This is a genomic window from Tessaracoccus yangjingae (assembly GCF_055326235.1).
In genome coordinates this window covers 365497-389313 of record NZ_JBUZNN010000003.1, presented here as the reverse complement: position 1 = coordinate 389313, position 23817 = coordinate 365497, and the positions used below count along the sequence as shown (strand labels likewise).

Here is a 23817-nt window from a genome sequence, read left to right as displayed (position 1 = left end):
GTAAGGTTGGTCGAGTTGCCCCAGGGTGGATGTCACGGTTTCGTGGTTGATGTCTGGGAGTGCCCGAATCTTGAGAACTCAACAGTGTGCTTTAAGTCAATGCCAATTTTTTTTGCACTGCAGGGCCTTTGTGGTCTTGTTTTGCGTTTTCCCGTCGCGTGGCCTCTTTTTTGGGGTTGCGTGTTGGGTTTCTTTGAGTGAAATTTTGATTGATCCAGTGATGGATTTTGGTCAGTGTTTGATTCGAAGTTGTTTGTGACGGTTTGCGGGCTGCCTCTTTTGGGGTGGTTTGTTTCCGATATTTTTCAACGGAGAGTTTGATCCTGGCTCAGGACGAACGCTGGCGGCGTGCTTAACACATGCAAGTCGAACGGTAAGGCCTCTTCGGGGGTACACGAGTGGCGAACGGGTGAGTAACACGTGAGTAACCTGCCCTTGACTTTGGGATAACATCTGGAAACAGGTGCTAATACCGGATATGAGCCTTTTCCGCATGGGATTGGTTGGAAAGCTCCGGCGGTCATGGATGGACTCGCGGCCTATCAGCTTGTTGGTGAGGTAGTGGCTCACCAAGGCTTCGACGGGTAGCCGGCCTGAGAGGGCGACCGGCCACATTGGGACTGAGATACGGCCCAAACTCCTACGGGAGGCAGCAGTGGGGAATATTGCACAATGGGCGGAAGCCTGATGCAGCAACGCCGCGTGCGGGATGACGGCCTTCGGGTTGTAAACCGCTTTCAGCAGGGACGAAGCTAACGTGACGGTACCTGCAGAAGAAGCACCGGCTAACTACGTGCCAGCAGCCGCGGTGATACGTAGGGTGCGAGCGTTGTCCGGATTTATTGGGCGTAAAGAGCTTGTAGGCGGTTTGTCGCGTCGGGAGTGAAAACTCAGGGCTTAACCCTGAGCCTGCTTCTGATACGGGCAGACTTGAGGAAGGTAGGGGAGAATGGAATTCCTGGTGAAGCGGTGGAATGCGTAGATATCAGGAGGAACACCAGTGGCGAAGGCGGTTCTCTGGACCTTTCCTGACGCTGAGAAGCGAAAGCGTGGGGAGCAAACAGGCTTAGATACCCTGGTAGTCCACGCCGTAAACGGTGGGTACTAGGTGTGGGGGACATTCCACGTTCTCCGTGCCGCAGCTAACGCATTAAGTACCCCGCCTGGGGAGTACGGCCGCAAGGCTAAAACTCAAAGGAATTGACGGGGCCCCGCACAAGCGGCGGAGCATGCGGATTAATTCGATGCAACGCGAAGAACCTTACCTGGGTTTGACATATGCCGGAAACATCCAGAGATGGATGCCCCTTTTTGGTCGGTTTACAGGTGGTGCATGGCTGTCGTCAGCTCGTGTCGTGAGATGTTGGGTTAAGTCCCGCAACGAGCGCAACCCTCGTCCTATGTTGCCAGCGGGTAATGCCGGGGACTCATAGGAGACCGCCGGGGTCAACTCGGAGGAAGGTGGGGATGACGTCAAGTCATCATGCCCCTTATGTCCAGGGCTTCACGCATGCTACAATGGCCGGTACAAAGAGCTGCGAACCTGTAAGGGTGAGCGAATCTCAAAAAGCCGGTCTCAGTTCGGATTGGGGTCTGCAACTCGACCCCATGAAGTCGGAGTCGCTAGTAATCGCAGATCAGCAACGCTGCGGTGAATACGTTCCCGGGGCTTGTACACACCGCCCGTCAAGTCATGAAAGTCGGTAACACCCGAAGCCGGTGGCCTAACCCTTGTGGAGGGAGCCGTCGAAGGTGGGACCGGTAATTAGGACTAAGTCGTAACAAGGTAGCCGTACCGGAAGGTGCGGCTGGATCACCTCCTTTCTAAGGAGCCTGTAGCGTCATCACTGTGTGGTGGGGCTCATGGTCGTGTTCTGGGGCGTCTGTTCCCGGCGCGGCCGGCACCGGAATGTGGAACATTGATTTTGTATGCCTGGTCAGAAGTCTGGTTCGTTAGTACAGCCTCCTTTTTTGGGGGAGTGGAATGCGGGTCGGGTGGAGGTTGGGTTAAGCACACTGTTGGGTTTTGAAGGGTCGGTCGCTTGTGCGGCGGCTTTTCTGTGCGGACCAGGTCTGATCATCTGTTTGTGGGTGGTTGGGTGTGGGCTCGCCCGTATTTTGAGAACTTCACAGTGGACGCGAGCATCTTTGTAGATTAACAAGCTACTAAGTGCGATCGGTGGATGCCTTGGCACCAAGAGCCGAAGAAGGACGTTGTAACCTGCGATAAGCCTCGGGGAGTTGGTAAACGAGCTTTGATCCGAGGATGTCCGAATAGGGAAACCTTGAAATACCGGAGTCATGTCCGGCAACCTCTGCCTGAATATATAGGGTAGTTGGAGGGAACGCGGGGAAGTGAAACATCTCAGTACCCGCAGGAAGAGAAAACAATTGTGATTCCGTGAGTAGTGGCGAGCGAAAGCGGAAGAGGCCAAACCTCATGTGTGTGATAGCTGACAGGTGTTGCACATGGGGTGTTGTGGGGCCGTTCGGACCGTGCTGTCATGCGGTCAGAGAGTAAGAAATGGACAGGGAAGTCGAAGTGGCTGCGAAGGCCACAGCATAGAAGGTAACACTCCTGTAGACGTAAGTTGTTCACTCTCGAGCGTTACCCCAAGTAGTGCGGAACCCCTGAAATTCCGCATGAATCTGGCGGGACCATCCGCTAAGCCTAAATACTCCTTGGTGACCGATAGCGGACAAGTACCGTGAGGGAAAGGTGAAAAGTACCCCGGGAGGGGAGTGAAATAGTACCTGAAACCGATCGCATACAATCCGTCGGAGCCTGTAAGGGTGACGGCGTGCCTTTTGAAGAATGAGCCTGCGAGTTAGTGGTACGTGGCGAGGTTAACCCGTGTGGGGTAGCCGTAGCGAAAGCGAGTCCTAATAGGGCGTTTTAGTCGCGTGCTCTAGACCCGAAGCGGAGTGATCTATCCATGGCCAGGGTGAAGCGACGGTAAGACGTCGTGGAGGCCCGAACTCACTTGGGTTGAAAACCGAGGAGATGAGCTGTGGATAGGGGTGAAAGGCCAATCAAACTCCGTGATAGCTGGTTCTCCCCGAAATGCATTTAGGTGCAGCGTCGCATGTTTCTTACCGGAGGTAGAGCACTGAATGGTCTAGGGGGCCCACAAGCTTACCGAAATCAGTCAAACTCCGAATGCCGGTAAGTGAGAGTGCGGCAGTGAGACTGTGGGGGATAAGCTTCATAGTCGAGAGGGAAACAGCCCAGATCATCAGCTAAGGCCCCTAAGCGATAACTAAGTGGAAAAGGATGTGGAGTTGCGGAGACAACCAGGAGGTTGGCTTGGAAGCAGCCACCCTTGAAAGAGTGCGTAATAGCTCACTGGTCAAGTGATTCTGCGCCGACAATTTAGCGGGGCTCAAGTTATCCGCCGAAGCTATGGCATTCACGTGTTTAGGCCGTAAGGCTGCGTGGATGGGTAGGGGAGCGTCGTGTGCGCGGTGAAGCGGCGGGGTGACCCAGCCGTGGAGAGCACACGAGTGAGAATGCAGGCATGAGTAGCGAAAGACGGGTGAGAAACCCGTCCGCCGAATATCCAAGGGTTCCAGGGTCAAGCTAATCTGCCCTGGGTAAGTCGGGACCTAAGGCGAGGCCGACAGGCGTAGTCGATGGACAACGGGTTGATATTCCCGTACCGGCGAAATATCGTCCGTGCTGAGGCGAGTGATGCTAAGCATGCGAGGTCGGTTGTGGTCTTCGGATCGTGGCTGGCTGAGTCTGTGACCCAATCTTGTAGTAGGCAAGCTGCGGAGGGACGCAGGAAGGTAGCTCTTCTCGGGTTTGGATATCCCCGGGCTAAGTGTGTAGGACGGAACGTAGGCAAATCCGCGTTCTATATGTTTGAGACATGATGGGTCGGTCACTTTTGTGGCCGTAAGAGTGATCCTATGCTGCCTAGAAAAGCTTCGTGAGCGAGATATGAGCCGCCCGTACCCCAAACCGACACAGGTGGATAGGTAGAGAATACTAAGGCGATCGAGATAACCATGGTGAAGGAACTCGGCAAAATACCCCCGTAACTTCGGGATAAGGGGGACCTGATGCGTATTAGAATTTACTTCGAAAGCGTTGAGGGTCGCAGAGACCAGGCCCAAGCGACTGTTTACTAAAAACACAGGTCCGTGCTAAGTCGAAAGACGATGTATACGGACTGACTCCTGCCCGGTGCTGGAAGGTTAAGGGGAAGGGTTAGCCTCACGGCGAAGCCTTGAACTTAAGCCCCAGTAAACGGCGGTGGTAACTATAACCATCCTAAGGTAGCGAAATTCCTTGTCGGGTAAGTTCCGACCTGCACGAATGGAGTAACGATTTGGGCGCTGTCTCCACCATGGACTCGGCGAAATTGCACTACGAGTAAAGATGCTCGTTACGCGCAGCAGGACGGAAAGACCCCGGGACCTTCACTATAGTTTGGTATTGGTGATCGGTGTGACTTGTGTAGGATAGGTGGGAGACTTTGAAGCTTGGACGCCAGTTCAGGTGGAGTCATCGTTGAAATACCACTCTGGTCACTCTGGTTATCTAACCTAGGTCCATTATCTGGATCAGGGACAGTGCCTGATGGGTAGTTTGACTGGGGCGGTCGCCTCCTAAAAGGTAACGGAGGCGCCCAAAGGTTCCCTCAGCCTGGTTGGCAATCAGGTTTCGAGTGTAAGTGCACAAGGGAGCTTGACTGCGAGAGAGACATCTCGAGCAGGGACGAAAGTCGGGACTAGTGATCTTCTGGTGGCACATGGAAGCGCCAGGACTCAACGGATAAAAGGTACCCCGGGGATAACAGGCTGATCTTGCCCGAGCGTCCATAGCGACGGCATGGTTTGGCACCTCGATGTCGGCTCGTCGCATCCTGGGGCTGGAGTCGGTCCCAAGGGTTGGGCTGTTCGCCCATTAAAGCGGCACGCGAGCTGGGTTTAGAACGTCGTGAGACAGTTCGGTCCCTATCCGCTGCGCGCGTAGGAGTCTTGAGAAGAGCTGTCCTTAGTACGAGAGGACCGGGACGGACTAACCTCTGGTGTGCCAGTTGTTCTACCAAGAGCACGGCTGGTTGGCTACGTTGGGAAGTGATAACCGCTGAAAGCATCTAAGCGGGAAGCACGCTTCAAGATGAGGGCTCCCACAGATTAATCTGGTAAGGCCCCCTATAGACCATGGGGTGATAGGTCGGATGTGGAAGTGCAGTAATGCACGGAGCTGACCGATACTAATAGGCCGAGGGCTTGTTTCTACAAAGATGCTACGCGTCCACTGTGAGGTTCCCGGGATACGGTCGGGAACCTCGAAAATGCAATAATTCAATATTGGCTTTTCGTAGGCTTCGAATGCTATCCTCATAGTGTTTCGGTGGTCATAGCGAGAGGGAAACACCCGGTCCCATCCCGAACCCGGAAGTTAAGCCTCTCAGCGCCGATGGTACTGCAAGGGGGACCTTGTGGGAGACTAGGACGCCGCCGGACTTACATAAACCCCCCGACCCTTGGTCGGGGGGTTTATTTGTTTCCCCACCGGCACGATTGGCCGGCCTCCCTCGTGCTGCTGGCCTGCCCGATTGGGCGGATGCCGCCCAGGCTGGGAGAATGGGCCCATGTCTAGTGAAAACTCCACACCGAGCCAAGACCGCCAGGGTCCGCGCGACGGCCGCCCGCACCGTGACGGTGGCACTTCAGGGGGCGCCGGCCGGCCAGGTGGCGAGCGCGAAGGATCCTGGGGTGGCGGGCCCAGGCGCGACGACGACCGCCGCGGGCCCCGGCAGGGCGATTCCCGGGGTCAGCGCTCCGGCGGAGACCGGGCGCAGTGGGGTGGCAGGAACGATGACCGTCGCGGCCCAAGCCAGGGCAACTGGCGTGGCGACCGGCCCCAATGGGGGAACCGCGACGATGACCGGCGTGGGCAGCGCCCCGCCGGCGATCGACCGCAGTGGGGCAACCGGGACGACGACCGTCGTGGGTCGCGTCCCGAGGGTGACCGGCGTCAGTGGGACAACCGTGGCGATGACCGCCGCGGCCCGCGGCAGGACTCCCGGGGTCAGCGCCCCGGCGGCGACCGCCCCCAGTGGGGTGACAGGAACGATGACCGTCGCGGCCCAAGGCAGGGCGACTCACGTGGCGATCGGCCGCAGTGGGGCAACCGCGACGACGGCCGTCGCGGGTCGCGTCCCGAGGGTGACCGGCGTCAGTGGGACAACCGCGGAGACGACCGCCGCGAACCTCGACAGGGTGATTCCCGAGGCCAGCGCCTCGGCGGCGATCGGCCCCAGTGGGGCAACCGCGACGATAATCGTCGCGGCCCGCGTCAGGACGACCGGCGTCAGTGGGACAACCGCGGAGACGACCGCCGCGGCCCACGGCAGGGTGACTCGCGTGGCGACCGGCCTCAGTGGGGCAACCGCGATGATGACCGTCGCGGCCCGCGTCAGGACGACCGGCGTCAATGGGACAACCGTGGCGACGACCGTCGCGGCCCGCGTCAGGACGACCGGCGTCAATGGGACAACCGTGGCGACGACCGCCGCGGACCACGGCAGGACGACCGACGTCAATGGGACAACCGCGGAGACGACCGCCGCGGACCACGGCAGGGTGACTCGCGTGGCGACCGGCCCCAGTGGGAAAACCGCGACGACGACCGTCGCGGCCCGCGTCAGGACGACCGGCGTCAGTGGGACAACCGTGGCGACGACCGCCGTGGCCCTCGACAGGGTGACTCCCGAGGCCAGCGCCCCGGAGGCGACCGACCGCAGTGGGGCAACCGCGACGACGACCGCCGCGGCCCGCGTCAGGACGACCGGCGTCAGTGGGACAACCGTGGCGACGACCGCCGTGGCCCCCGGCAGGGAGACTCCCGAGGCCAGCGCCCCGAGGGCGACCGCCCCCAGTGGGGCAACCGCGACGACGATCGCCGCTTCGATCGACGCGGGGATGCGGAGGAGCGTGCGTACAAGCCGGGCACGGCGCCGCGTTCCGACGAGCCGGAGACGCCTCGCGACTTCGTCGAGTCCGAGCTGCCTGTCGGCGTGAGGGCGGAGCTGAAGGGACTTCCCAAGGACCTGGCCGAGACGGTGGGTGCGCACATCTGGGCCGCGGGCCAACTCGTCGATGTCGATCCTGAGCTCGCGTTCCGGCACGCGGAGGCGGCACGCCGTCGGGCCGGCCGGCTCCCGATCGTGCGGGAGGCGGCCGCTGAGACCGCCTATGCGGCCGGTGAGTACGCGGTGGCGTTGCGTGAGTTCCGGGCGATCCGGCGCATGTCCGGCGGAGACGAACTCATCCCCGTGATCGCCGACTGCGAGCGTGCGTTGGGGAGGCCCCGCGACGCCCTGGAGGTGTTGGCGGAGCTCAGCCCGAAGAACAGGGACATCTGGCTGCGGATCGAGTGCCTCCTCGTCGAGGCGGGTACCCGTGCCGACATGGGCCAGAGGCCCGAGGCGATGCGCCTGCTCCAGGCCGCCATCAGCCGCAAGGTCGGACCTCCGTTCGGGCAGGCCCGCCTGCGCTACGCCTACGCCAACCTCCTTGAGGAGGCAGGGGACCTGGACGGGGCGCGCGAGTGGTTCAGCTCGGCGGCCGCACTCGACCAGGGGACGGAACTCGACACGGCCGACCGCATCGCGCGGCTCGACGGAGTGGTCCTCCCCGACTTCGAGCCCGAGGATGAGGACGACGAGCTCGACGCCGACGAGGAACTCGACGCGGACGTGTCCGGGGAGGATGTGGCCGACGCAGACCTCGACGAGGCTGACGATGACGACTACACGGGCGCCGACGGGGACGACCTTGACGGGTCGGAGGCTGTCGGGGACGTCGACGACGACCTCGACGCCGACGCGTCCGATGAGGATCTGGCAGACGCCGAGGTGGACATCGACGGGGCTGGGGAGCTCGACGCTGACGAGGTCCTCGCTACGCACGATTCGTCTGAGGCCGACGCGGCCTCGAGGGATGACCGCAGCGTCGAGGATGAGGACGTCGAGGATGAGGACGTCGCGCCTGAGGTCGACGTCGAGGGCGAGGACGTCAGCGAGACCGACGAGCAGGACGACGCTCGGCCGGAGGCTACCGTCGTGGACGACGACGACGCAGAGCGGGCCGCCGACGACGGGGACGCCGTCGACGACGATGCCGACACTGAGGAGGATGAGCACTGATGCAGGCACTGGCGGCCGCCTACGATGCGGCACTGTTCGACCTCGACGGCGTGATCTACCTCGGCCCGTACGCGGTCGAGGGCGTCGCGGAGGCCCTTGACGAGTTGAGGTCGCGGGGGACCCACCTCGGTTTCGTGACCAACAACGCGGCCCGGACGCCCGCCGCGGTGGCCGAGCACCTCACCGAGCTCGGCATCACCGCGCAGGAGGAGGACGTGGTCAACTCGACCCAGGCCACGCTCCGCATGCTGGCGGCGGACCTGCCCGCCGGGGCACGGATCCTCGCCGTCGGCACGGAGGCCCTCGCCGAACAACTGGGCGGGGCGGGCTTCACCGTCGTGGCGTCGCTCGATGACGATCCCGTCGCCGTGGTGCAGGGCTACAGCCCAACCATCGCGTGGCAGCGGCTGGAGGAGGCGGCCCTCGCGGTCCAGCGGGGGGCCGCGTGGTACGCCACGAACCCGGATCTGACCAGGCCGTCGGACCGAGGCATCGTGCCCGGGCTCGGGTCTCAGGTGGCCGTGGTGCGCGCGTGCGTGGACGTCGAGCCGAAGATCGCCGGCAAGCCGTACCGCCCGCTGCTCGACGAGACGGTCCTGCGCATCGGCTCGGAGCACCCGATCTTCGTGGGTGACCGCACCGATACCGACATCCTCGGCGCCAACAACGTCGGCATGGACTCCCTGTTCGTCTTCACCGGTGCCCACGGCAAGGCCGACCTGGCAGAGGCCCCGCCGGCCTACCGCCCCACCTACATCGGCTACGACGCCTCCGCGCTCCTCGAGCCGCCACGGGAGGCCGAGTTCCGCGGTGAGCGCTTCGTCTGCGGCTACCAGGAGATCGACATCATGGACGGCTTCGGCTACCTGTCGACCAAGCCGGTGACGCGCGACGAGCAGCTGGACGCGCTGTGGGCGGCGCTCCAGGCCGCCTGGCGGCTCGAGGTGGACATCTCCGCGGTGCTCAACTCGCTCGACACCCTGCGATGAACCCTCCCAGCCCGGCGGACTCGGCGCCCTCGGACGTGAAACGCACAGCACTCGTCCACGCGACCATGGCGGGGCTCGAAGGCCTCGAGGACCTGCCCCTGGGTGAGCAGATCGCGCTCCTGGGCGAGGCGCAGACGGTCTTGGCGGGGGTGCTCAACAACGATCCCGGCCTCAACCAGCCGGGCATCCCCGGCGTGTCCCGGTGAGGCTGGACCTGGCCCTCGTCGACCGTGGACTGGCGCGTTCGCGCACCCATGCCGCCGCGCTGATCGCCGACGGACGGGTGCGCGTCAACGGCGCGGTCGCCTCGAAGCCGTCCACCCGGGTCGACCCCTCCGATGAGGTCGTGGCGGAGGCCGAGCAGTGGGTGTCGCGGGCGGCGCACAAGCTCATCGGCGCCCTCGACGGCTCAGGGGTGAGCGTGGGGGGCGTTGTTCTGGACGCCGGCGCCTCGACCGGCGGATTCACCCAGGTGTGTCTCGAGCGTGGGGCGGCGCTCGTGCACGCCGTCGACGTGGGGCACGGGCAGTTGGCCCCGCTGCTGCGGGATGACCCCCGCGTCCGGGTGCATGAGGGCCTGAATCTGCGTTCGCTCACCCTGGCTCACCTGGATGGGCAGCCGGTGGATCTCGTCGTCGGCGACGTGTCGTTCATCTCGCTGCGGCTGCTGCTGCCCGCGGTGCTGGCTGTGGTCCGCCCCTCCGGTGACGCGCTGCTGCTCGTCAAGCCGCAGTTCGAGGTGGGCCGCGAACTCCTGGGCTCCGGAGGCGTGGTCCGCGACGACCGGCTCAGGGCGCGCGCCGTCGACGACGTGGCTGAAGCCGCCGAACAGCTGGGATGGGTGGAGCGATGGCGCGGCGTCAGCGCGCTGCCGGGGACCGCCGGCAACGTGGAGTACTTCCTGCACCTCACTCGGTAGGGTGAGTATGTGATGCAACGAACTGTGGCGGTGCTGGTCCACCCGGAGCGCGACGAGGCCATCGACAAGGCCGCGCAGTTCATCGCCGACCTTCACGAGATGGGCTTCGCGTTCATCGTCTTCCCGGCAGACCTGGCGCGCCTGCAGGAGCGGGTGCCCAGTGCTCGGATCCACGCGCTGGACGGCACCCCGGCCGAACTGGCCGTTGTGTTCGGCGGCGACGGCACCATCCTGCGCGCCGCCGAGTGGGCCCACCCGCTGGGCGTGCCGCTCCTCGGCGTCAACCTGGGGCACGTCGGGTTCCTGGCGGAGCTGGAGCCGTCGGACATCCACGCGCTCCCCGGGGTGGTGGCGAACCGGCTCTACCTGGTGGAGGAGAGGCTCGCCCTCCAGGTCGAGGTGCGTGACGCCGAGGGGAAGACCACCTGGGCCTCGCCGGCCGTCAATGAGGTGTCCCTGGAGAAGCTGGCCCGGGAGCGCATGCTCAACGTCCTGGTCAGCGTGGACGAGCGGCCGCTCTCCAGGTGGGGGTGCGACGGGGTGCTGGTCGCGACGCCGACGGGGTCGACCGCCTACGCCTTCTCCGCAGGCGGGCCGGTGGTGTGGCCCGACGTCCGCGCGATGCTCGTGGTCCCGCTGGCCGCGCACGCGCTCTTCAACCGGCCGATGGTGCTCAGCCCCGCATCGGTGGTCAAGCTGGAGATCCCGGACGACCAGCCCATCCGCGGGATCCTGTGGTGCGATGGGCGGCGCAGCCACGATCTGGCCCCCGGCGAGTGGGTGAGCGTCCGGTCGCACAAGCACCCCGTGCGCATCGCGCGGATCGGGGAACAGCCGTTCACCACGCGCCTGGTGAAGAAGTTCGCCCTGCCCATCGAGGGCTGGCGGAAGCGCAGCGACCGCTGATGCTCGCCACCCTCCGCCTCACCTCCTTCGGCGTCGTCGACGAGGCACACCTGGAGCTGGGGCCAGGCCTGACCGCCCTGACCGGCGAGACGGGTGCAGGCAAGACGATGGTGGTCTCCGGCCTCGGTCACCTCCTAGGGGCCCGGGCCGATTCCGGGATCGTGCGCCGCGGCAGCGACCGCGCCGTCGTCGAGGGGCGCTGGGAGCTTCCACCGCGGCTGGTCGATCGCGTGCGGGAGCTCGGGGGCGAGGCCGACGACGGCGAGGTGGTCACCCTGCGCCAGGTCACGGCCCAGGGAAGGTCGCGGGCCGTCGTGGGCGGCGCCGGCGTGCCCGTCTCCGCGCTGGCGGAGCTGATCAGCGAGGCAGCCACCATTCACGGACAGGCCGGACAGATCCGGCTCTCCTCGCCGGAGCGGCAGCGGGAACTACTGGACGCCCATGCGCGGCCCGCCAGGCTGGAGGCCTACCGGGCCGCCCATGCCGAGCGCCGGACGGCGGCCGCCGAGCTGGACCAGCTCGTGGCCGAGGCCACGGCGCGCGCCCGCGAGGCAGACATGCTGCGGTTCGGCCTCGACGAGATCGCCGCGGTCGATCCCCAGCCCGGGGAGGATCACGCCCTGGCGGGCGAACAGGCCCGGCTGATGGACCTCGACGACCTGAGGCGCCTCGGCGCCCTGGCGCAGGAGGGGCTCAGCGGCAGCGAGGTCGACTTCGACGCGCCCAGCGCCGTCGCCCTGATCGGCGAGGCGCGCAAGGCGCTGCGGCAGCTCGCGGACAGGGACGAGGTGGCCGCTCCGCTCGCGGCGCGCGCCGTCGAGTTGGGGATGCTGGCCGCAGACCTCGCGGCCGAGGTGGCCGGCTATGTCGACGACCTGGTGGCCGATCCCCTGAGGCTGGAGGCGGTGGGGGAGCGCCGGGCGCAGCTGGCCGGGCTCACGCGCCGGTACGGCGCCACCGTCGACGATGTCCTGCGGTGGGCGTCCGACGCGGGCGCCCGGCTGGCCGAGCTGGTGGGCAGCGATGAGCGGATCGGCGAGCTGCGGGCCCGCATCGCGCAGCTTGACGCAGCCCTGGCCGCGGATGCCGCCGAGATCTCCACGGCACGCCGCGTGGCGGCGCAGGAGCTCGCCGCGAGCGTGAAGGAGGAGCTGGCGGCGCTCGCCATGCCCCACGCCGAGCTGCGGTTCGAGGTCACCGACGCACCCCTGGGCCCGCACGGGGCGGACCGGGTTGAGCTGCTGTTCTCGGCCAACCCCGGATCGGCTCCGGCCACCCTCGCGAAGGTGGCCTCGGGTGGCGAGCTGTCACGGGTCCGCCTCGCGCTCGAGGTGGTGATCGCGGGGAGCGCCGAGGGGCACACGTTCGTCTTCGACGAGGTCGACGCGGGCGTGGGCGGCGCCGTGGGCCTCGAGATCGGCCGGCGGCTGCAGCGCCTCTCCACCACCTCGCAGGTCATCGTGGTCACCCACCTCGCCCAGGTGGCGGCGTTCGCCGACGCGCACTTCGTCGTGCACAAGGCCTCGGACGGGCAGGTCACCACCTCGGGAGTCCGGCGCCTCGCCGACGCGGAGCGCGCGGCGGAGCTGGCACGCATGATGGGCGGCGAGTCATCGTCCCTCAAGGGGGTCGAGCACGCGGCGGAACTGCTGGAGCGGGCGCGCCGGGGCTGAGCCGTCGCGCCGGGCGTTACGGTCTCGTTTCACCGTCGTCCTGCCTGTACTTGACCCCCCTCCACCCCATAGGCTGGAGTTCCGTGGACAACTCGAAGATCACCAAGCATGTGTTCGTGACCGGCGGAGTGGTGTCGTCGCTCGGCAAGGGACTCACGGCCTCCAGCCTCGGCAACCTGCTCGTCGCCCGCGGGCTTCGCGTCACGATGCAGAAGCTCGACCCGTACCTCAACGTGGACCCGGGCACGATGAACCCCTTTCAGCACGGCGAGGTCTTCGTCACCGAGGACGGCGCGGAGACCGACCTCGACATCGGACACTACGAGCGGTTCCTGGACGTCAACCTGTCCGGGGACGCGAATGTGACCACCGGCAAGGTGTACTCCACCGTCATCGCGAAGGAGCGGCGCGGCGACTACCTGGGTGACACGGTGCAGGTCATCCCGCATATCACCGGGGAGATCCGCGACCGCATGATGGCCATGGAGTCCGAGGGCGTCGACGTGGTGATCCACGAGATCGGCGGCACCGTCGGCGACATCGAGTCGTTGCCGTTCCTGGAGGCCGCGCGCCAGGTCCGCCACGAGATCGGCCGCGGCAACGTGTTCTTCCTCCACGTCTCCCTCGTGCCCTACATCAAGCCCTCGGGCGAGATGAAGACCAAGCCGACCCAGCACTCGGTGGCCGCGCTGCGCCAGGTGGGCATCCAGCCCGATGCGATCGTCTGCCGCTCCGAGTCGCCGATCTCGGAACCGCTCAAGCGCAAGATCGCCCTCATGTGCGACGTGGACGAGGAGGCGGTGGTCAGCTGCCCGGACGCACCCAGCATCTACGCCATCCCGAAGGTGCTCCACGACGAGGGGCTCGACGCCTACGTGGTGCGCAGGCTCAACCTGAGCTTCCGCGACGTGAAGTGGAAGGCGTGGGACAACCTGCTGCAGCGGGTGGAGCACCCCCGCCACAGCGTCACGGTTGCCCTGGTCGGGAAGTACATCGACCTGCCCGACGCCTACCTGTCGGTCTCCGAGGCCCTCCGCGCCGCCGGCTTCGCCCACTGGGCGAGCGTTCGCATCCGCTGGGTGGCCTCGGACGACTGCGACACCCCCGAGGGGGCGGCGGAGAAGCTCTCCGACGTGGACGCCGTGTGCGTCCCCGGCGGGTTCGGCATCCGAGGGGTCGAGGGCAAGCTCGGGGCCCTGACGTACGCCCGCGAGCACCGGATCCCCACCCTGGGGCTCTGCCTCGGCCTGCAGTGCATGGTGATCGAGGCCGCCCGCAACCTCGCAGGCATCCCTGACGCGGCCTCCAGTGAGTTCGACACGCACACCGCCCATCCCGTGATCGCCACCATGGCGGAGCAGGTCAGCATCGTCGACGGCGGGGGAGACCTCGGCGGCACCATGCGCCTCGGCTCCTACCCGGCCACCCTGGCCGAGGGCAGCGTGGTGGCCGCTGCCTACGGAACCGGGAAGGTCACCGAACGCCATCGGCACCGTTACGAGGTCAACAACGCCTACCGCGGACGGCTCGAGGAGGCGGGGCTCGTGATCTCCGGCACCTCACCCGACGGCCGCCTGGTGGAGTTCGTGGAGCTGCCCGCGGACGTCCATCCCTATTACGTGGGGACCCAGGCCCACCCCGAACTCAAGTCGCGGCCGACGAGGCCCCACCCGCTCTTCTCAGGGCTGATCGGCGCCGCCCTCGCGCGACAGGAGAACGCCGCACATGCGCATGGATGAGCCGATGAGCTGGCCTGTGCGCTCCCGCACCGTGCTGGGGGAGGGGCGGATCTCGGCGTTCGTCGACGAGGAACTCACCACCCCGTCGGGCCACGTCATCACACGGCAGTACCTCACGCACCCGGGTGCCGTCGCCGTCGTGGCCTGGCGTGAGGACTTCGACGACATCGCGGTGCTGCGCCAGTACCGGCATCCCGTCAGGATGGAGCTCGTGGAGATCCCCGCGGGCCTGCTCGATCTCGACGGCGAGGAGTGGGTGGTCGCGGCGCAGCGGGAGCTGGCCGAGGAGGCGGAGCTGCAGGCGTCGAGGTGGGACGCTCTGGTGGACATGTGCACCACCCCCGGCGCCTGCGAGGAGTCGCTGAGGATCTTCCTGGCGCGCGATCTCAGCCCCGCCGAGCGACCCGACGGATTTGTGCTGGAGGGCGAGGAGGCGCACATGACGTGGGACTGGGTGCCGCGGGCCGACCTCGTGGACGCGGTGCTCGCCGGCCAGTGCCAGAGCCCCACCCTCGTCGCCGGGATCCTGGCGCTGGAGGTGGTCAGGGCGGCCGGGAGGCTCGACGGGTTGCGCCCGCCCGACGCGCCGTGGCCGATCCGAGGATGACCCTCGTCGCCGATGCGGTGACCGACTACCTCAACCACGCGCGGGCCGAGCGCGGGCTCGCGACCAACACGGTGGCGGCCTACCGCCGCGACCTGGGCGCATACGCCGACTTCCTCGAGGCCCGGGGGGTCCGCGACATCGGCGACGTCACCCCGGTGGAGGTCAGCGAGTACGTCCGCGAGCTCAGCACCACGCAGGCGAGATCATCCGTGGCCCGCCACGTCGTCAGCGTCCGCATGCTGCACCGGTTCGCCGCCGCGGAGGGGCTGGCTGAGGCTGACCCGACAGTGGAGATCTCCCCGCCCAAGCTGCAGCAGAACCTGCCCAAGGCCCTCAGCGTCGACGAGGTCACCCGCATCCTTGAGGCGCCTGACCGGGGCGATGTCGTCGGGCTCCGGGACGCGGCGCTCCTGGAACTGCTCTACGGCACCGGCGCCCGGGTCTCCGAGGTGTGCGGCCTCGACGTCGACGAGGTGAGGGCCAGCCTGGCCGCTCCGGAGGCGGGGCTGCGGCTGCTCGGCAAGGGCGGCAAGGAACGGGTGGTGCCGATCGGCTCCTACGCGGCCGCCGCGGTTGGGGCGTACCTGGTGCGGTCGCGGCCGGTGCTCGCCGCCGGCAGCGCGCGACACGATCCCGCGCTCCTGCTCAACCTGCGGGGACGCCGGCTCAGCCGCCAGTCGGCCTGGGCGGTGCTCCAGACCGTGGCGAGGGCGGCGGGTGTGACCACCGACGTGTCGCCGCACTCGCTGCGGCATTCGTTCGCCACCCACCTGCTCGACGGCGGGGCGGACCTCCGGGTGGTCCAGGAACTGCTGGGCCACGCGTCGGTGGCCACCACGCAGATCTACACGCTGGTGACGATCGAGCACCTGAGGGAGGTGCACGCGGCGGCCCACCCGCGGGCCCGCTGACCCGACGATGGCGGCGGCCCCCGGCGAACCGACGGGGATAACCACTAGGCTGGATCGAACGTGAGACGAGGAGGCCGACAGGTGGCGGAAGACGGGCTGTTCGAGGAACCCCCCATCAGCACGGGCGGCCTGCCCGCATCGTCGTCGGCGGTGGACCCCGGTGGCATCGGGCCGACGGGCCGCCCGCTGCCCGTCTTCCCGGAGCCTGCCCCGGTGGCCCCCGGCCGGAAGCACGCCACCATCGTGTCGATGTGCAACCAGAAGGGCGGGGTGGGGAAGACCACCACCACCATCAACCTGGGGGCGGCGCTGGCGGAGCTCGGCCGCAAGGTGCTTCTCGTGGACTTCGACCCGCAGGGGTCGCTCTCGGTGGGGCTTGGCGTCAACCCCCACACCCTGGACGTCTCGATCTACAACCTCCTGCTGACCCGCGGAACCGACCCGCTTGAAGTCATCACGCCCACCACCGTCGAGGGGCTGGACGTGCTGCCCAGCAACATCGACCTCTCCGCCGCGGAGGTCCAGCTGGTCAGCGAGGTGGCGCGGGAGCAGACCCTCATGCGGGTGCTGTCCAAGCTGCGCCCCCACTACGACTTCATCCTCATCGACTGCGCGCCCAGCCTGGGCCTGCTCACCATCAATGCGCTGACGGCCAGCGACTACGTCATCATGCCGCTGGAGTGCGAGTTCTTCGCCCTGCGCGGCATCGCGCTGCTCACCGACACCATCTCGAAGGTGCAGGACCGGCTCAACCCGGACCTCCAGCTCCTCGGGATCCTCGGCACCATGTACGACGCCCGCACGCTGCACAGCCGCGAGGTGCTGGAGCGCGTGGTGCAGGCGTTCGGCGACGACGTGTTCCACACCGTCATCCGACGCACCATCAAGTTCCCGGAGACCACGGTGGCCGGTGAGCCGATCACCACCTACGCCTCGGCCTCGCCCGGCGCGGACGCCTACCGCCAACTGGCCCGGGAGGTGCTCCAGCGATGCCAGGACCAGTGAACCGGCGCGCGTCGCTGCCCGGCGCCTCCGAGCTGTTCCGGCCCACCAGGGAGCCGGTGCAGGTCGAGCCGGAGCCGCCCGCCGACCCGGTGGCGCCGAGCGCGGAGACCACCGCGCCGGCGACCGGACGGGTGCGGCACTCGCAGAAGATCACGGTGTACTTCAGCGACGAGGAGCTCATCGCGCTCGAGGACGCCAACCTCGAGCTGCGGCGGGCGCACGGCATCCGCGTGGACCGCGGCCGGATCGTGCGGCTGGCGGTGTCGCGGGCCGTGGCGGACCTCACGGCCAACGGCGCCGAGAGCTTCCTCGTGAGTGAGCTCACCCAGCAGTGAACCGGCCCAGGGCTTCCGAGCGCCACGACGGCGTGGAGGGGTTCGAGGTGCACCTCACCAACTTCGAGGGGCCGTTCGATCTGCTTCTCCAGCTCATCACCCGCCGGGAACTCGACGTCACCGAGGTGGCGCTGTCCCAGGTCACCGACGAGTTCATCGCCCACGTGAGGGCCGGAGGGGCGGGGTGGGACCTCGAGAAGACCAGCGCGTTCCTTGTCGTCGCCTCCACCCTGCTGGACCTGAAGGCGGCCAGGCTGCTGCCGGGAGGCGAGGTGGCCGACCCGGAGGACATCGCCGCGCTCGAGGCCCGCGATCTGCTGTTCGCCCGGCTGCTGCAGTACCGCGCCTTCAAGCGGGCCGCGGAGTGGCTGGCGGAGACGATGACCGCGGCGGAGACCACCCACTGGCGTCCCGGCGGGCTGGAGGAGCACTTCCGGGCGGTGCTACCCGAGGTGGAGCTCCACCTGACGCCCGCGGACGTGGCCCGGCTCGCCGCGGCGGCCATGACCCCCCGGCCGGAGCCCGTGGTGGAGCTCACGCACCTCCACGGCTCGGCCGTCAGCCTCAGCGAGCAGGTCACCCTCCTGGCGGATCGGCTGCGCCGCGACGGAGCCGCATCCTTCCGGGCCCTGATCGCCGGGAGCGACCGGCTCACGGCGGTGGTGCGCTTCCTGGCCGTCCTGGAGCTCTTCCGCGCCCAGCAGGTGGCGTTGGACCAGCTCTCGCCCCTGGGGGAGCTGACGGTGCGCTGGATAGCGGGCGAGCAGCGCGCCGTCGAGGTCATCGACGACTACGGTCCACAACCCGAACTGGAGGAAGCATGAGTCTCGGTCGCGCGCTGGAGGCGATGCTGCTCATGGTCACCGAGCCGGTGCCCACGGACGAGTTGGCGGCGGCCCTCGACGCGCCGTCGGCCGAGGTGGAGGCTGAGCTCGAGCAGATCGCGGACTTCTACGTCAGGCATGACAGGGGGATCCGGCTGCGGGCGGTCGCGGGCGGGTGGCGGTTCGCCACCACCCCGGACGTCTCCGACGTCATCGAGGCGTGGCTGGTCTCGGACCAACGTTCCCGGCTCACCCAGGCGGCGCTCGAGACCCTGTCGGTCATCGCCTACCTGCAGCCGGTCTCGCGCGGGCGCATCGCCGCGGTGCGTGGGGTCAACGTCGACGGTGTGGTCAAGACGCTGGTGGTCCGCGGGCTGATCAGGGAGGCGGGCGAGGACTCGGTCAACGGGGCCATGACGTTCGCCACCACGCCGCTCTTCCTGCAGAAGTTGGGGCTGCGGACGCTCAAGGACCTGCCCGATCTGGCACCGTTGCTGCCCGACGCCGTAGCCTTGGAGGCTGAGCTCGGTCAACTGGCCGCCGCGGAGGCGGCCCAGGTCCGGGACGAGAAGGAGAGCAGTGATGGCTGAGGACACCGAGAGCCCCGAGGGCACCCGCCTGCAGAAGGTGCTGGCTGCGGCGGGCGTCGCGTCCCGAAGGGCCAGCGAGATCCTCATTGAGGAGGGGCGCGTCGAGGTCAACGGCGAGGTCGTCACCGAGCAGGGACGGCGCGTGAATCCGGAGACCGACCGGATCCGCGTCGACGGAGCGAGGATCCCTCCGCCGCGGCGCCACGTCTACCTGGTGCTCAACAAGCCCAAGGGCGTCGTGTCGACCATGGAGGACCCGGAGGGCCGGCCCACTCTCAGCGACTACCTTCCCCGCACCGGCGAGCGGCTGTTCCACGTGGGGCGCCTGGACACCGACACGGAGGGCCTGATCGTCCTGACCAACGACGGAGACTTCGCGCACCGTCTGGCGCACCCCAGCTACAAGGTGCCCAAGACCTACACCGTCCAGGCTGCGGGCGTGATGGACAACCGGATCATCCGGCGGCTCGAGAAGGGCGTCACCCTCGACGACGGGCCAGTGCGCCCTGACAAGGTCAAGCTCATCTCACGGGGGCAGGACCGCACCCTCCTGGCCATCACGCTGCATGAGGGCCGCAACCGGGTGGTCCGGCGCATGATGGACACGGTCGGCCACCCCGTCGACAAGCTGTCGCGCACCGAGATCGGGCCCGTCCGCGTCGGAAACCTGCGCCTCGGGGAGACCCGCGAGCTCACCCGCGACGAGCTCGGCGCGCTGCTTGACCTGGTGGGGATGTAGCGTCTTTGGGCGCCTGGGTTAGCATTCCGGGCGTGACACTTACCGCCCGCACGCTCCGCCGCGCCGTCATGGCCACGGCCACCGCGTCCCTGATCGCACTGTCCGCCTGCTCGGATCCCGACAGCGCGACGCCGTCCGCGTCGCCCTCGTCGGCATCCGCCAGCGCCTCGCCCAGCGCGAGTCCCAGCGCCAGCCCTGCGCCGACGGTGGAGCCGTCGGCGGACCTCAGCCTCGTGGAGGTCAGCGACGAGGACACCCCGGTGATCACGGTCCCGGCCCCGTGGGGGATCACCTCCACCCAGTCGAAGGTGCTCCGCCCGGGCGGCGAGCAGACCCTGACCGCCAGCTCGGTGGTCACCCTCAACTACGTGGGCGTCAACGGCACCACCGGCGAGATCTTCGACAGCTCCTACGAGGGCGGTGAGCCCGCGACGTTCCCGCTCGAGGGCGTGGTGGCCGGCTTCCAGAAGGGCCTGGAGGGGCAGGCCGTCGGGTCGCGGGTGCTCATGGCGATGCCCAGCGAGGACGGATACCCGGATGGCACGCCGGACGGCAGCATCGCCGCGGGCGACTCGATCCTGTTCGTCGTCGACATCCTCTCGGCGAACTTCGACGACGCGACGGGGGAGCCGGTCACCCCCGCCGCCGGGCTGCCCATGGTCACGATGACCGACGGCAAGCCTGAGATCGCGGTGGCCGCAGACCTGCCCGCGCCGTCCGAGCTCACCGTCCAGCCGCTGATCAAGGGCCCTGGCGCCGCCATCACGCCGGAGTCCACCATCCAGGTGCGCTACCGCGCATGGACCTACGTCGACGGACAGCTGTGGCAGGACGCGTGGGAGCCGCAGGAGGGCCCGCTGGCCAACCTGATCGCCGGGTGGACCGAGGGCCTCGTGGGGCAGACCGGCGGTTCCCGGGTGATGCTGGTGGTGCCGCCCGCGAAGGCCTACCCGGACGGGCTGCCCCAGGCCACTCCGACGCTGGCCCCGGGCCAGACCCTGATCTACGTGATCGACATCCTCAACGTGCAGGGCTGATCGGGAGCAACGCCCCGTCGGCCCACTCCGCGCCGGCGAAGAAGCGCTGGTCGCCAGGCATGGCGGCCAGCGCTTCGCGCGTCGTGCGGCAAGGGCCGAGCCCGAGCGAGGAGGTCAGCTCCGCCAGCACGGCGCCGGCATCGAGGGGGTGGAGGTCGGCCAGCGACACGGCGCCGTCGCGCTTGGCGAGGCGACGTCCCTCAGCGTTGACCACGAGCCCGACGTGCGCGTATCGGGCGGGGGTGCCGCCCAGGCGTTCAGTGAGCCAGGCCTGCCTGGGCGCCGAGCTCAGCAGGTCGTCCCCACGCGTGATGTGGGTTACGCCCATCGCGATGTCGTCGACGACCACGGCCAGGTTGTAGGCGAACTGCCCGTCGTTGCGCACCAGGACGAAGTCGTCGACCACGTCGGTGAACCGGCCCGCGCGGGCGTCGTCGACGGTGAACCTCTCTCCGCCGGAGTCGACTCTGATCGCGGGCGGGCGAGCGGCCCTGCGCTCGGCGCGCTCACGCGCGGTCAGCGTGCGGCACGTCCCCGGGTACGGGCGGTAGCCGTCGTGCGGCGCCGACGCGGCCTCGGCGATCTCCCTGCGGGTGCAGTAGCACTCGTAGGTGGGCAGGCCCGCCAGGGCGTCACGGTAGAGGTCCAGCCGCTCGGACTGGCGCACGATCCCGCCGTCCCAGTCCAACCCCAGGGCCAGGAGATCGCGCAGCTGCCGTGCCTCGACGCCCTCCGCGGCCCGAGCCCGGTCACGGTCCAGGTCCTCCACGCGCATCAGCCACCGGCCGCCGGCGGCCCGGGCGAGCAGCCACCCGGCGACCGCCGTGCGGAGGTTGCCGAGGTGCAGGTCCGAGGTGGGACTCGGGGCATATCGGTCGACGTGGCTCACAGCACCATGCTGCCAGCCCGAGGGCGGGTCGCCACCCACGGCGAGGCCCGCCGGATAGCCTGAGGCCTGGAGGTGTCATGTCGGCGAGGAAATCGGAGCGGATGCTGAATCTGCTCATCGCGCTGCTCAGCACGCGGCGCTACCTGACCAAGCATGAGCTGCGCGAGATGGTGGAGGGCTACCGCGGCGGAACCGTCGGCGGGTTCGAGCGGCAGTTCGAGCGCGACAAGGAGGAGCTGCGCGCGCTGGGGGTGCCCATCGAGACGGGCTCCAACTCGCCCGACTCCGACGAGGAGAGCGGGTACCGCGTCCTCCGCAGCGAGTTCGAGCTCCCCCCTCTGGCGTTCACCCCCGACGAGCTGGCCGCGCTCAGCGTGGCCGGCCAGGTGTGGCAGGACTCCGTGGCCGCTGAGCACACCGCCCAGGCCTTCGAGGCGCTCCAGGCGGGTGGGGCGGCGCCCGATCCCGCGCTGCTGCCGACCGTCACCCCGATCGTGGCGGTGCACGACCCGAACTTCGACGTGGCCTACGAGGCGGTCCTGAGCAGGACGGAGCTGACCTTCGGCTATCGGGACGAGCCGCGCCGCCTCCAGCCGTGGAAGCTCATCCAGCGTCGCGGCCAGTGGTACGTCTTCGGGTTCGACCCCCTGCGCGGGGCAGACCGCTTCTTCAAGCTGAGCAGGTTCACCGCCGCGGCCGCGACAGCCGGCAGGCCAGGGGCCTTCGTCGTACCCGACGACGTGGACGAGCGGGCCGCCCGCCTGGAGCCCTCCTTCGACGTGGCCGCGGTCGTCGCGCTCCGCGACGGGGTGGCCCACGCCTGGCAGGATCTCGAGCCGGTCGCCTGGGAGGGCGCGCTGCCCGCCGGGTTCACGGCCTACCTGGTGCGCCAGGGGAGCGAGGGGGCCCTCGTGGACGAGGTGGTGGCCGCCGGCCGCGACGCGGTCCTGATGGACCCGCCGTCGCTGAGGGCCCGGGCCATCGAGCGGCTGACGGAGATGGCCCGGTGAAGGCCGAGGAGCAGGTCGCGCGGATGCTGCGCATGGTGCCTTATCTGTCCGCGCACCAGGGCGTGGCCGTCACCGAGGTGGCGCGCGTGTTCGGCACCACGCCGAACCAGGTGATCCGCGACCTCGAGGTGCTGCAGTTCTGCGGGCTGCCGGGGGGCTACTACGACGACCTGTTCGACGTCGACATCGACGTCGTCCGGGAGGAGGGCCACGTCTACTTCCGCAACGCCGACGTTCTCGCCCGGCCGCTACGGCTGCGGCCGGCGGAGGCGGCCGGCCTGCTCGCTGCGCTGCGCCTCGTGGTGGAGGTGGCCGGAGATTCGGAGGCGGCCCGCTCAGCGCTGGCGAAGCTCGAGGCGGCGGTGGGCAGCGAGGCGCGTGGCGTGAGTGTCGCGGTGGCCGCGTCCGACCCGGGGCGTCGTGCCGTGCTGGCCGCGGCCATCGCCGACCGGCGGGCGGTCCGCCTGACCTACCGCACCCCCGGCAGACCCGGGTCCTCCGACGCCGTGGTGGAGCCGGCCCGGCTGCACGTCGTCGATGGCTACACCTACCTCGACGCCTGGAGCCGCCCGCGCGAGGCGTGGCGCTCCTTCAGGCTGGACCGGGTGGAGGGGGCCGAGGTCCTCGACGAGCCCTCCGGCGACCACGGATCACCGCCGTCGGGATGGTTCGGAGACGTCGCCACCAGGCTGACGCTCACGGTTGCCCCGGCGGCGCGATGGGTGGCCGAGTACTACCCCACCACGGCGGTCGAGGACCTGGGAGACCGCTTGCGGGTCACGTTCCCGGTGGCCTCCACCGACTGGGCCGTGGCCCTGGTGCTGCGGCTGGGCGACCAGGTGCTCGACGTCTCCGACCCCTCTGTGGCGGAAGCCGCGCGCGCGACGGCCGGGGCGGCGCTGGCGTTGTACCAGGACGGCGTCCGGTAGCATCTGAGCGGTGATCTTGGTTGCGGTTGTGGGCGGCATCGCCCTGATGGGATTCATCGCCGTCGCCGTCTACGCCGTCATGCTCACGCACAAGGTCGACGACGTGATGGCGGAGGTGGCCGTGGTGCGTGGCCGGCTGGGCGAACTGAGCACCCTGATCGGTCAGCTTGAGCTGCCCCCAGGATCACGAGAGTAGACTCGCACACATCATTTCGCAGTGGCCTGCCGCTGCAGACGGGAGAAATTTCACTATGCCTGGTGGATGGGAATGGATCATCATCCTGGCCGTCGCCCTTCTGCTGTTCGGCGGTTCGCGGCTGGCCGGACTCGGCAAGGGCGTCGGGCGTTCGATCAGGGAGTTCAAGGAAGAGGTCAAGACGGTCGAGCCGCCCAAGACCCCCTCGGATGAGGTCGTCGACGCCGAGATCGTCCAGCCCGAGATCGACCGCAAGAACAACCCCGAGCACTGACCGTGGCAGCCGCCCCCACTGAACCGGCGACGAAACCGCGCCGGCTCGCGTGGCTGCGGCCCCCTCAAGGGGGGCCGGGC

Annotated in this window: 21 protein-coding genes and 3 rRNA genes; 23 read left to right on the top strand and 1 reads right to left on the bottom strand. The window is 67.8% G+C overall.

Going from position 1 to position 23817, the window contains the following annotated elements; all coding sequences use genetic code 11:
* Positions 1-305 precede the first annotated feature (305 nt).
* The 19 genes from ACZK5D_RS07135 to ACZK5D_RS07045 all read left to right on the top strand — a co-directional run bounded on the left by ACZK5D_RS07135 (position 306) and on the right by ACZK5D_RS07045 (position 20439).
* Positions 306-1824, top strand: a 16S ribosomal RNA gene (locus ACZK5D_RS07135).
* A gap of 332 nt (positions 1825-2156) precedes the next feature.
* Positions 2157-5249, top strand: a 23S ribosomal RNA gene (locus ACZK5D_RS07130).
* 112 nt (positions 5250-5361) lie between these two features.
* Positions 5362-5478: ribosomal RNA gene (rrf, locus tag ACZK5D_RS07125) — 5S ribosomal RNA — on the top strand.
* The 16S, 23S and 5S rRNA genes sit together here, the layout of an rRNA operon.
* Before the next feature lie 354 nt (positions 5479-5832).
* The gene (locus ACZK5D_RS07120; protein WP_463664784.1) at positions 5833-7038 is read left to right on the top strand and encodes a hypothetical protein; all 1206 of its coding nucleotides are present in this window, start codon (positions 5833-5835) and stop codon (positions 7036-7038) included.
* A complete protein-coding gene (locus ACZK5D_RS07115) occupies positions 7035-8165 on the top strand; it encodes a tetratricopeptide repeat protein (protein ID WP_463664783.1) in 1131 nt (376 codons plus the stop codon). The genes ACZK5D_RS07120 and ACZK5D_RS07115 overlap by 4 nt, the downstream gene beginning before the upstream one ends.
* Entirely contained in the window at positions 8162-9154 is a 993-nt protein-coding gene (locus ACZK5D_RS07110) for an HAD-IIA family hydrolase (protein ID WP_458996518.1), read from the top strand. Before ACZK5D_RS07115 ends, ACZK5D_RS07110 begins: the two co-directional genes overlap by 4 nt.
* Complete coding sequence (locus tag ACZK5D_RS07105; RefSeq protein ID WP_463664782.1) at positions 9151-9360, top strand: hypothetical protein; 210 nt, start codon at positions 9151-9153, stop codon at positions 9358-9360. Before ACZK5D_RS07110 ends, ACZK5D_RS07105 begins: the two co-directional genes overlap by 4 nt.
* On the top strand, positions 9357-10073 hold the full coding sequence (locus ACZK5D_RS07100) for a TlyA family RNA methyltransferase (RefSeq protein ID WP_463664781.1): 717 nt from the start codon (positions 9357-9359) through the stop codon (positions 10071-10073). The genes ACZK5D_RS07105 and ACZK5D_RS07100 overlap by 4 nt, the downstream gene beginning before the upstream one ends.
* A gap of 12 nt (positions 10074-10085) precedes the next feature.
* Complete coding sequence (locus ACZK5D_RS07095) at positions 10086-10979, top strand: NAD kinase (RefSeq protein ID WP_463664795.1); 894 nt, start codon at positions 10086-10088, stop codon at positions 10977-10979.
* Positions 10979-12652 carry a DNA repair protein RecN gene (gene recN, locus ACZK5D_RS07090; RefSeq protein WP_463664780.1) on the top strand — a complete coding sequence of 558 codons (1674 nt, stop codon included), beginning with the start codon at positions 10979-10981 and terminating at the stop codon, positions 12650-12652. The genes ACZK5D_RS07095 and recN overlap by 1 nt, the downstream gene beginning before the upstream one ends.
* A gap of 83 nt (positions 12653-12735) precedes the next feature.
* The gene (gene pyrG, locus ACZK5D_RS07085; RefSeq protein WP_463664779.1) at positions 12736-14391 is read left to right on the top strand and encodes a CTP synthase; all 1656 of its coding nucleotides are present in this window, start codon (positions 12736-12738) and stop codon (positions 14389-14391) included.
* Complete coding sequence (locus tag ACZK5D_RS07080; RefSeq protein WP_463664778.1) at positions 14378-14998, top strand: NUDIX domain-containing protein; 621 nt, start codon at positions 14378-14380, stop codon at positions 14996-14998. The genes pyrG and ACZK5D_RS07080 overlap by 14 nt, the downstream gene beginning before the upstream one ends.
* On the top strand, positions 14995-15909 hold the full coding sequence (xerD, locus tag ACZK5D_RS07075; protein WP_463664777.1) for a site-specific tyrosine recombinase XerD: 915 nt from the start codon (positions 14995-14997) through the stop codon (positions 15907-15909). Before ACZK5D_RS07080 ends, xerD begins: the two co-directional genes overlap by 4 nt.
* Positions 15910-16023: 114 nt before the next feature.
* Entirely contained in the window at positions 16024-16914 is an 891-nt protein-coding gene (locus ACZK5D_RS07070) for a ParA family protein (protein ID WP_458996519.1), read from the top strand.
* The gene (locus ACZK5D_RS07065; protein ID WP_458993651.1) at positions 16899-17249 is read left to right on the top strand and encodes a hypothetical protein; all 351 of its coding nucleotides are present in this window, start codon (positions 16899-16901) and stop codon (positions 17247-17249) included. Before ACZK5D_RS07070 ends, ACZK5D_RS07065 begins: the two co-directional genes overlap by 16 nt.
* Entirely contained in the window at positions 17246-18073 is an 828-nt protein-coding gene (locus ACZK5D_RS07060; RefSeq protein ID WP_463664776.1) for a segregation and condensation protein A, read from the top strand. Before ACZK5D_RS07065 ends, ACZK5D_RS07060 begins: the two co-directional genes overlap by 4 nt.
* Complete coding sequence (scpB, locus tag ACZK5D_RS07055) at positions 18070-18663, top strand: SMC-Scp complex subunit ScpB (RefSeq protein ID WP_463664775.1); 594 nt, start codon at positions 18070-18072, stop codon at positions 18661-18663. Before ACZK5D_RS07060 ends, scpB begins: the two co-directional genes overlap by 4 nt.
* Positions 18656-19402: a pseudouridine synthase gene (locus tag ACZK5D_RS07050; protein WP_463664774.1), complete on the top strand. Its 747-nt coding sequence runs from the start codon at positions 18656-18658 to the stop codon at positions 19400-19402. Before scpB ends, ACZK5D_RS07050 begins: the two co-directional genes overlap by 8 nt.
* A gap of 32 nt (positions 19403-19434) precedes the next feature.
* Positions 19435-20439, top strand: a complete 1005-nt coding sequence (locus ACZK5D_RS07045; RefSeq protein ID WP_463664773.1) for an FKBP-type peptidyl-prolyl cis-trans isomerase — start codon at positions 19435-19437, stop codon at positions 20437-20439.
* Here the strand turns inward: ACZK5D_RS07045 and gluQRS are convergent.
* Positions 20423-21328, bottom strand: a complete 906-nt coding sequence (gene gluQRS, locus ACZK5D_RS07040) for a tRNA glutamyl-Q(34) synthetase GluQRS (protein ID WP_463664772.1) — start codon at positions 21326-21328, stop codon at positions 20423-20425. The two genes, ACZK5D_RS07045 and gluQRS, sit on opposite strands and share 17 nt — an antisense overlap.
* Positions 21329-21429: 101 nt before the next feature.
* Between gluQRS and ACZK5D_RS07035 the strand changes: the two genes are divergently transcribed.
* From ACZK5D_RS07035 to ACZK5D_RS07020, 4 genes are read left to right on the top strand one after another with little or no spacing between them, the layout of a single operon-like run.
* Positions 21430-22338: a helix-turn-helix transcriptional regulator gene (locus tag ACZK5D_RS07035; protein ID WP_463664771.1), complete on the top strand. Its 909-nt coding sequence runs from the start codon at positions 21430-21432 to the stop codon at positions 22336-22338.
* Complete coding sequence (locus ACZK5D_RS07030) at positions 22335-23267, top strand: helix-turn-helix transcriptional regulator (protein ID WP_463664770.1); 933 nt, start codon at positions 22335-22337, stop codon at positions 23265-23267. Before ACZK5D_RS07035 ends, ACZK5D_RS07030 begins: the two co-directional genes overlap by 4 nt.
* Positions 23268-23277: 10 nt before the next feature.
* Complete coding sequence (locus ACZK5D_RS07025) at positions 23278-23463, top strand: hypothetical protein (protein ID WP_463664769.1); 186 nt, start codon at positions 23278-23280, stop codon at positions 23461-23463.
* 55 nt (positions 23464-23518) lie between these two features.
* Entirely contained in the window at positions 23519-23737 is a 219-nt protein-coding gene (locus ACZK5D_RS07020; RefSeq protein ID WP_463664768.1) for a twin-arginine translocase TatA/TatE family subunit, read from the top strand.
* Positions 23738-23817: the final 80 nt, after the last annotated feature.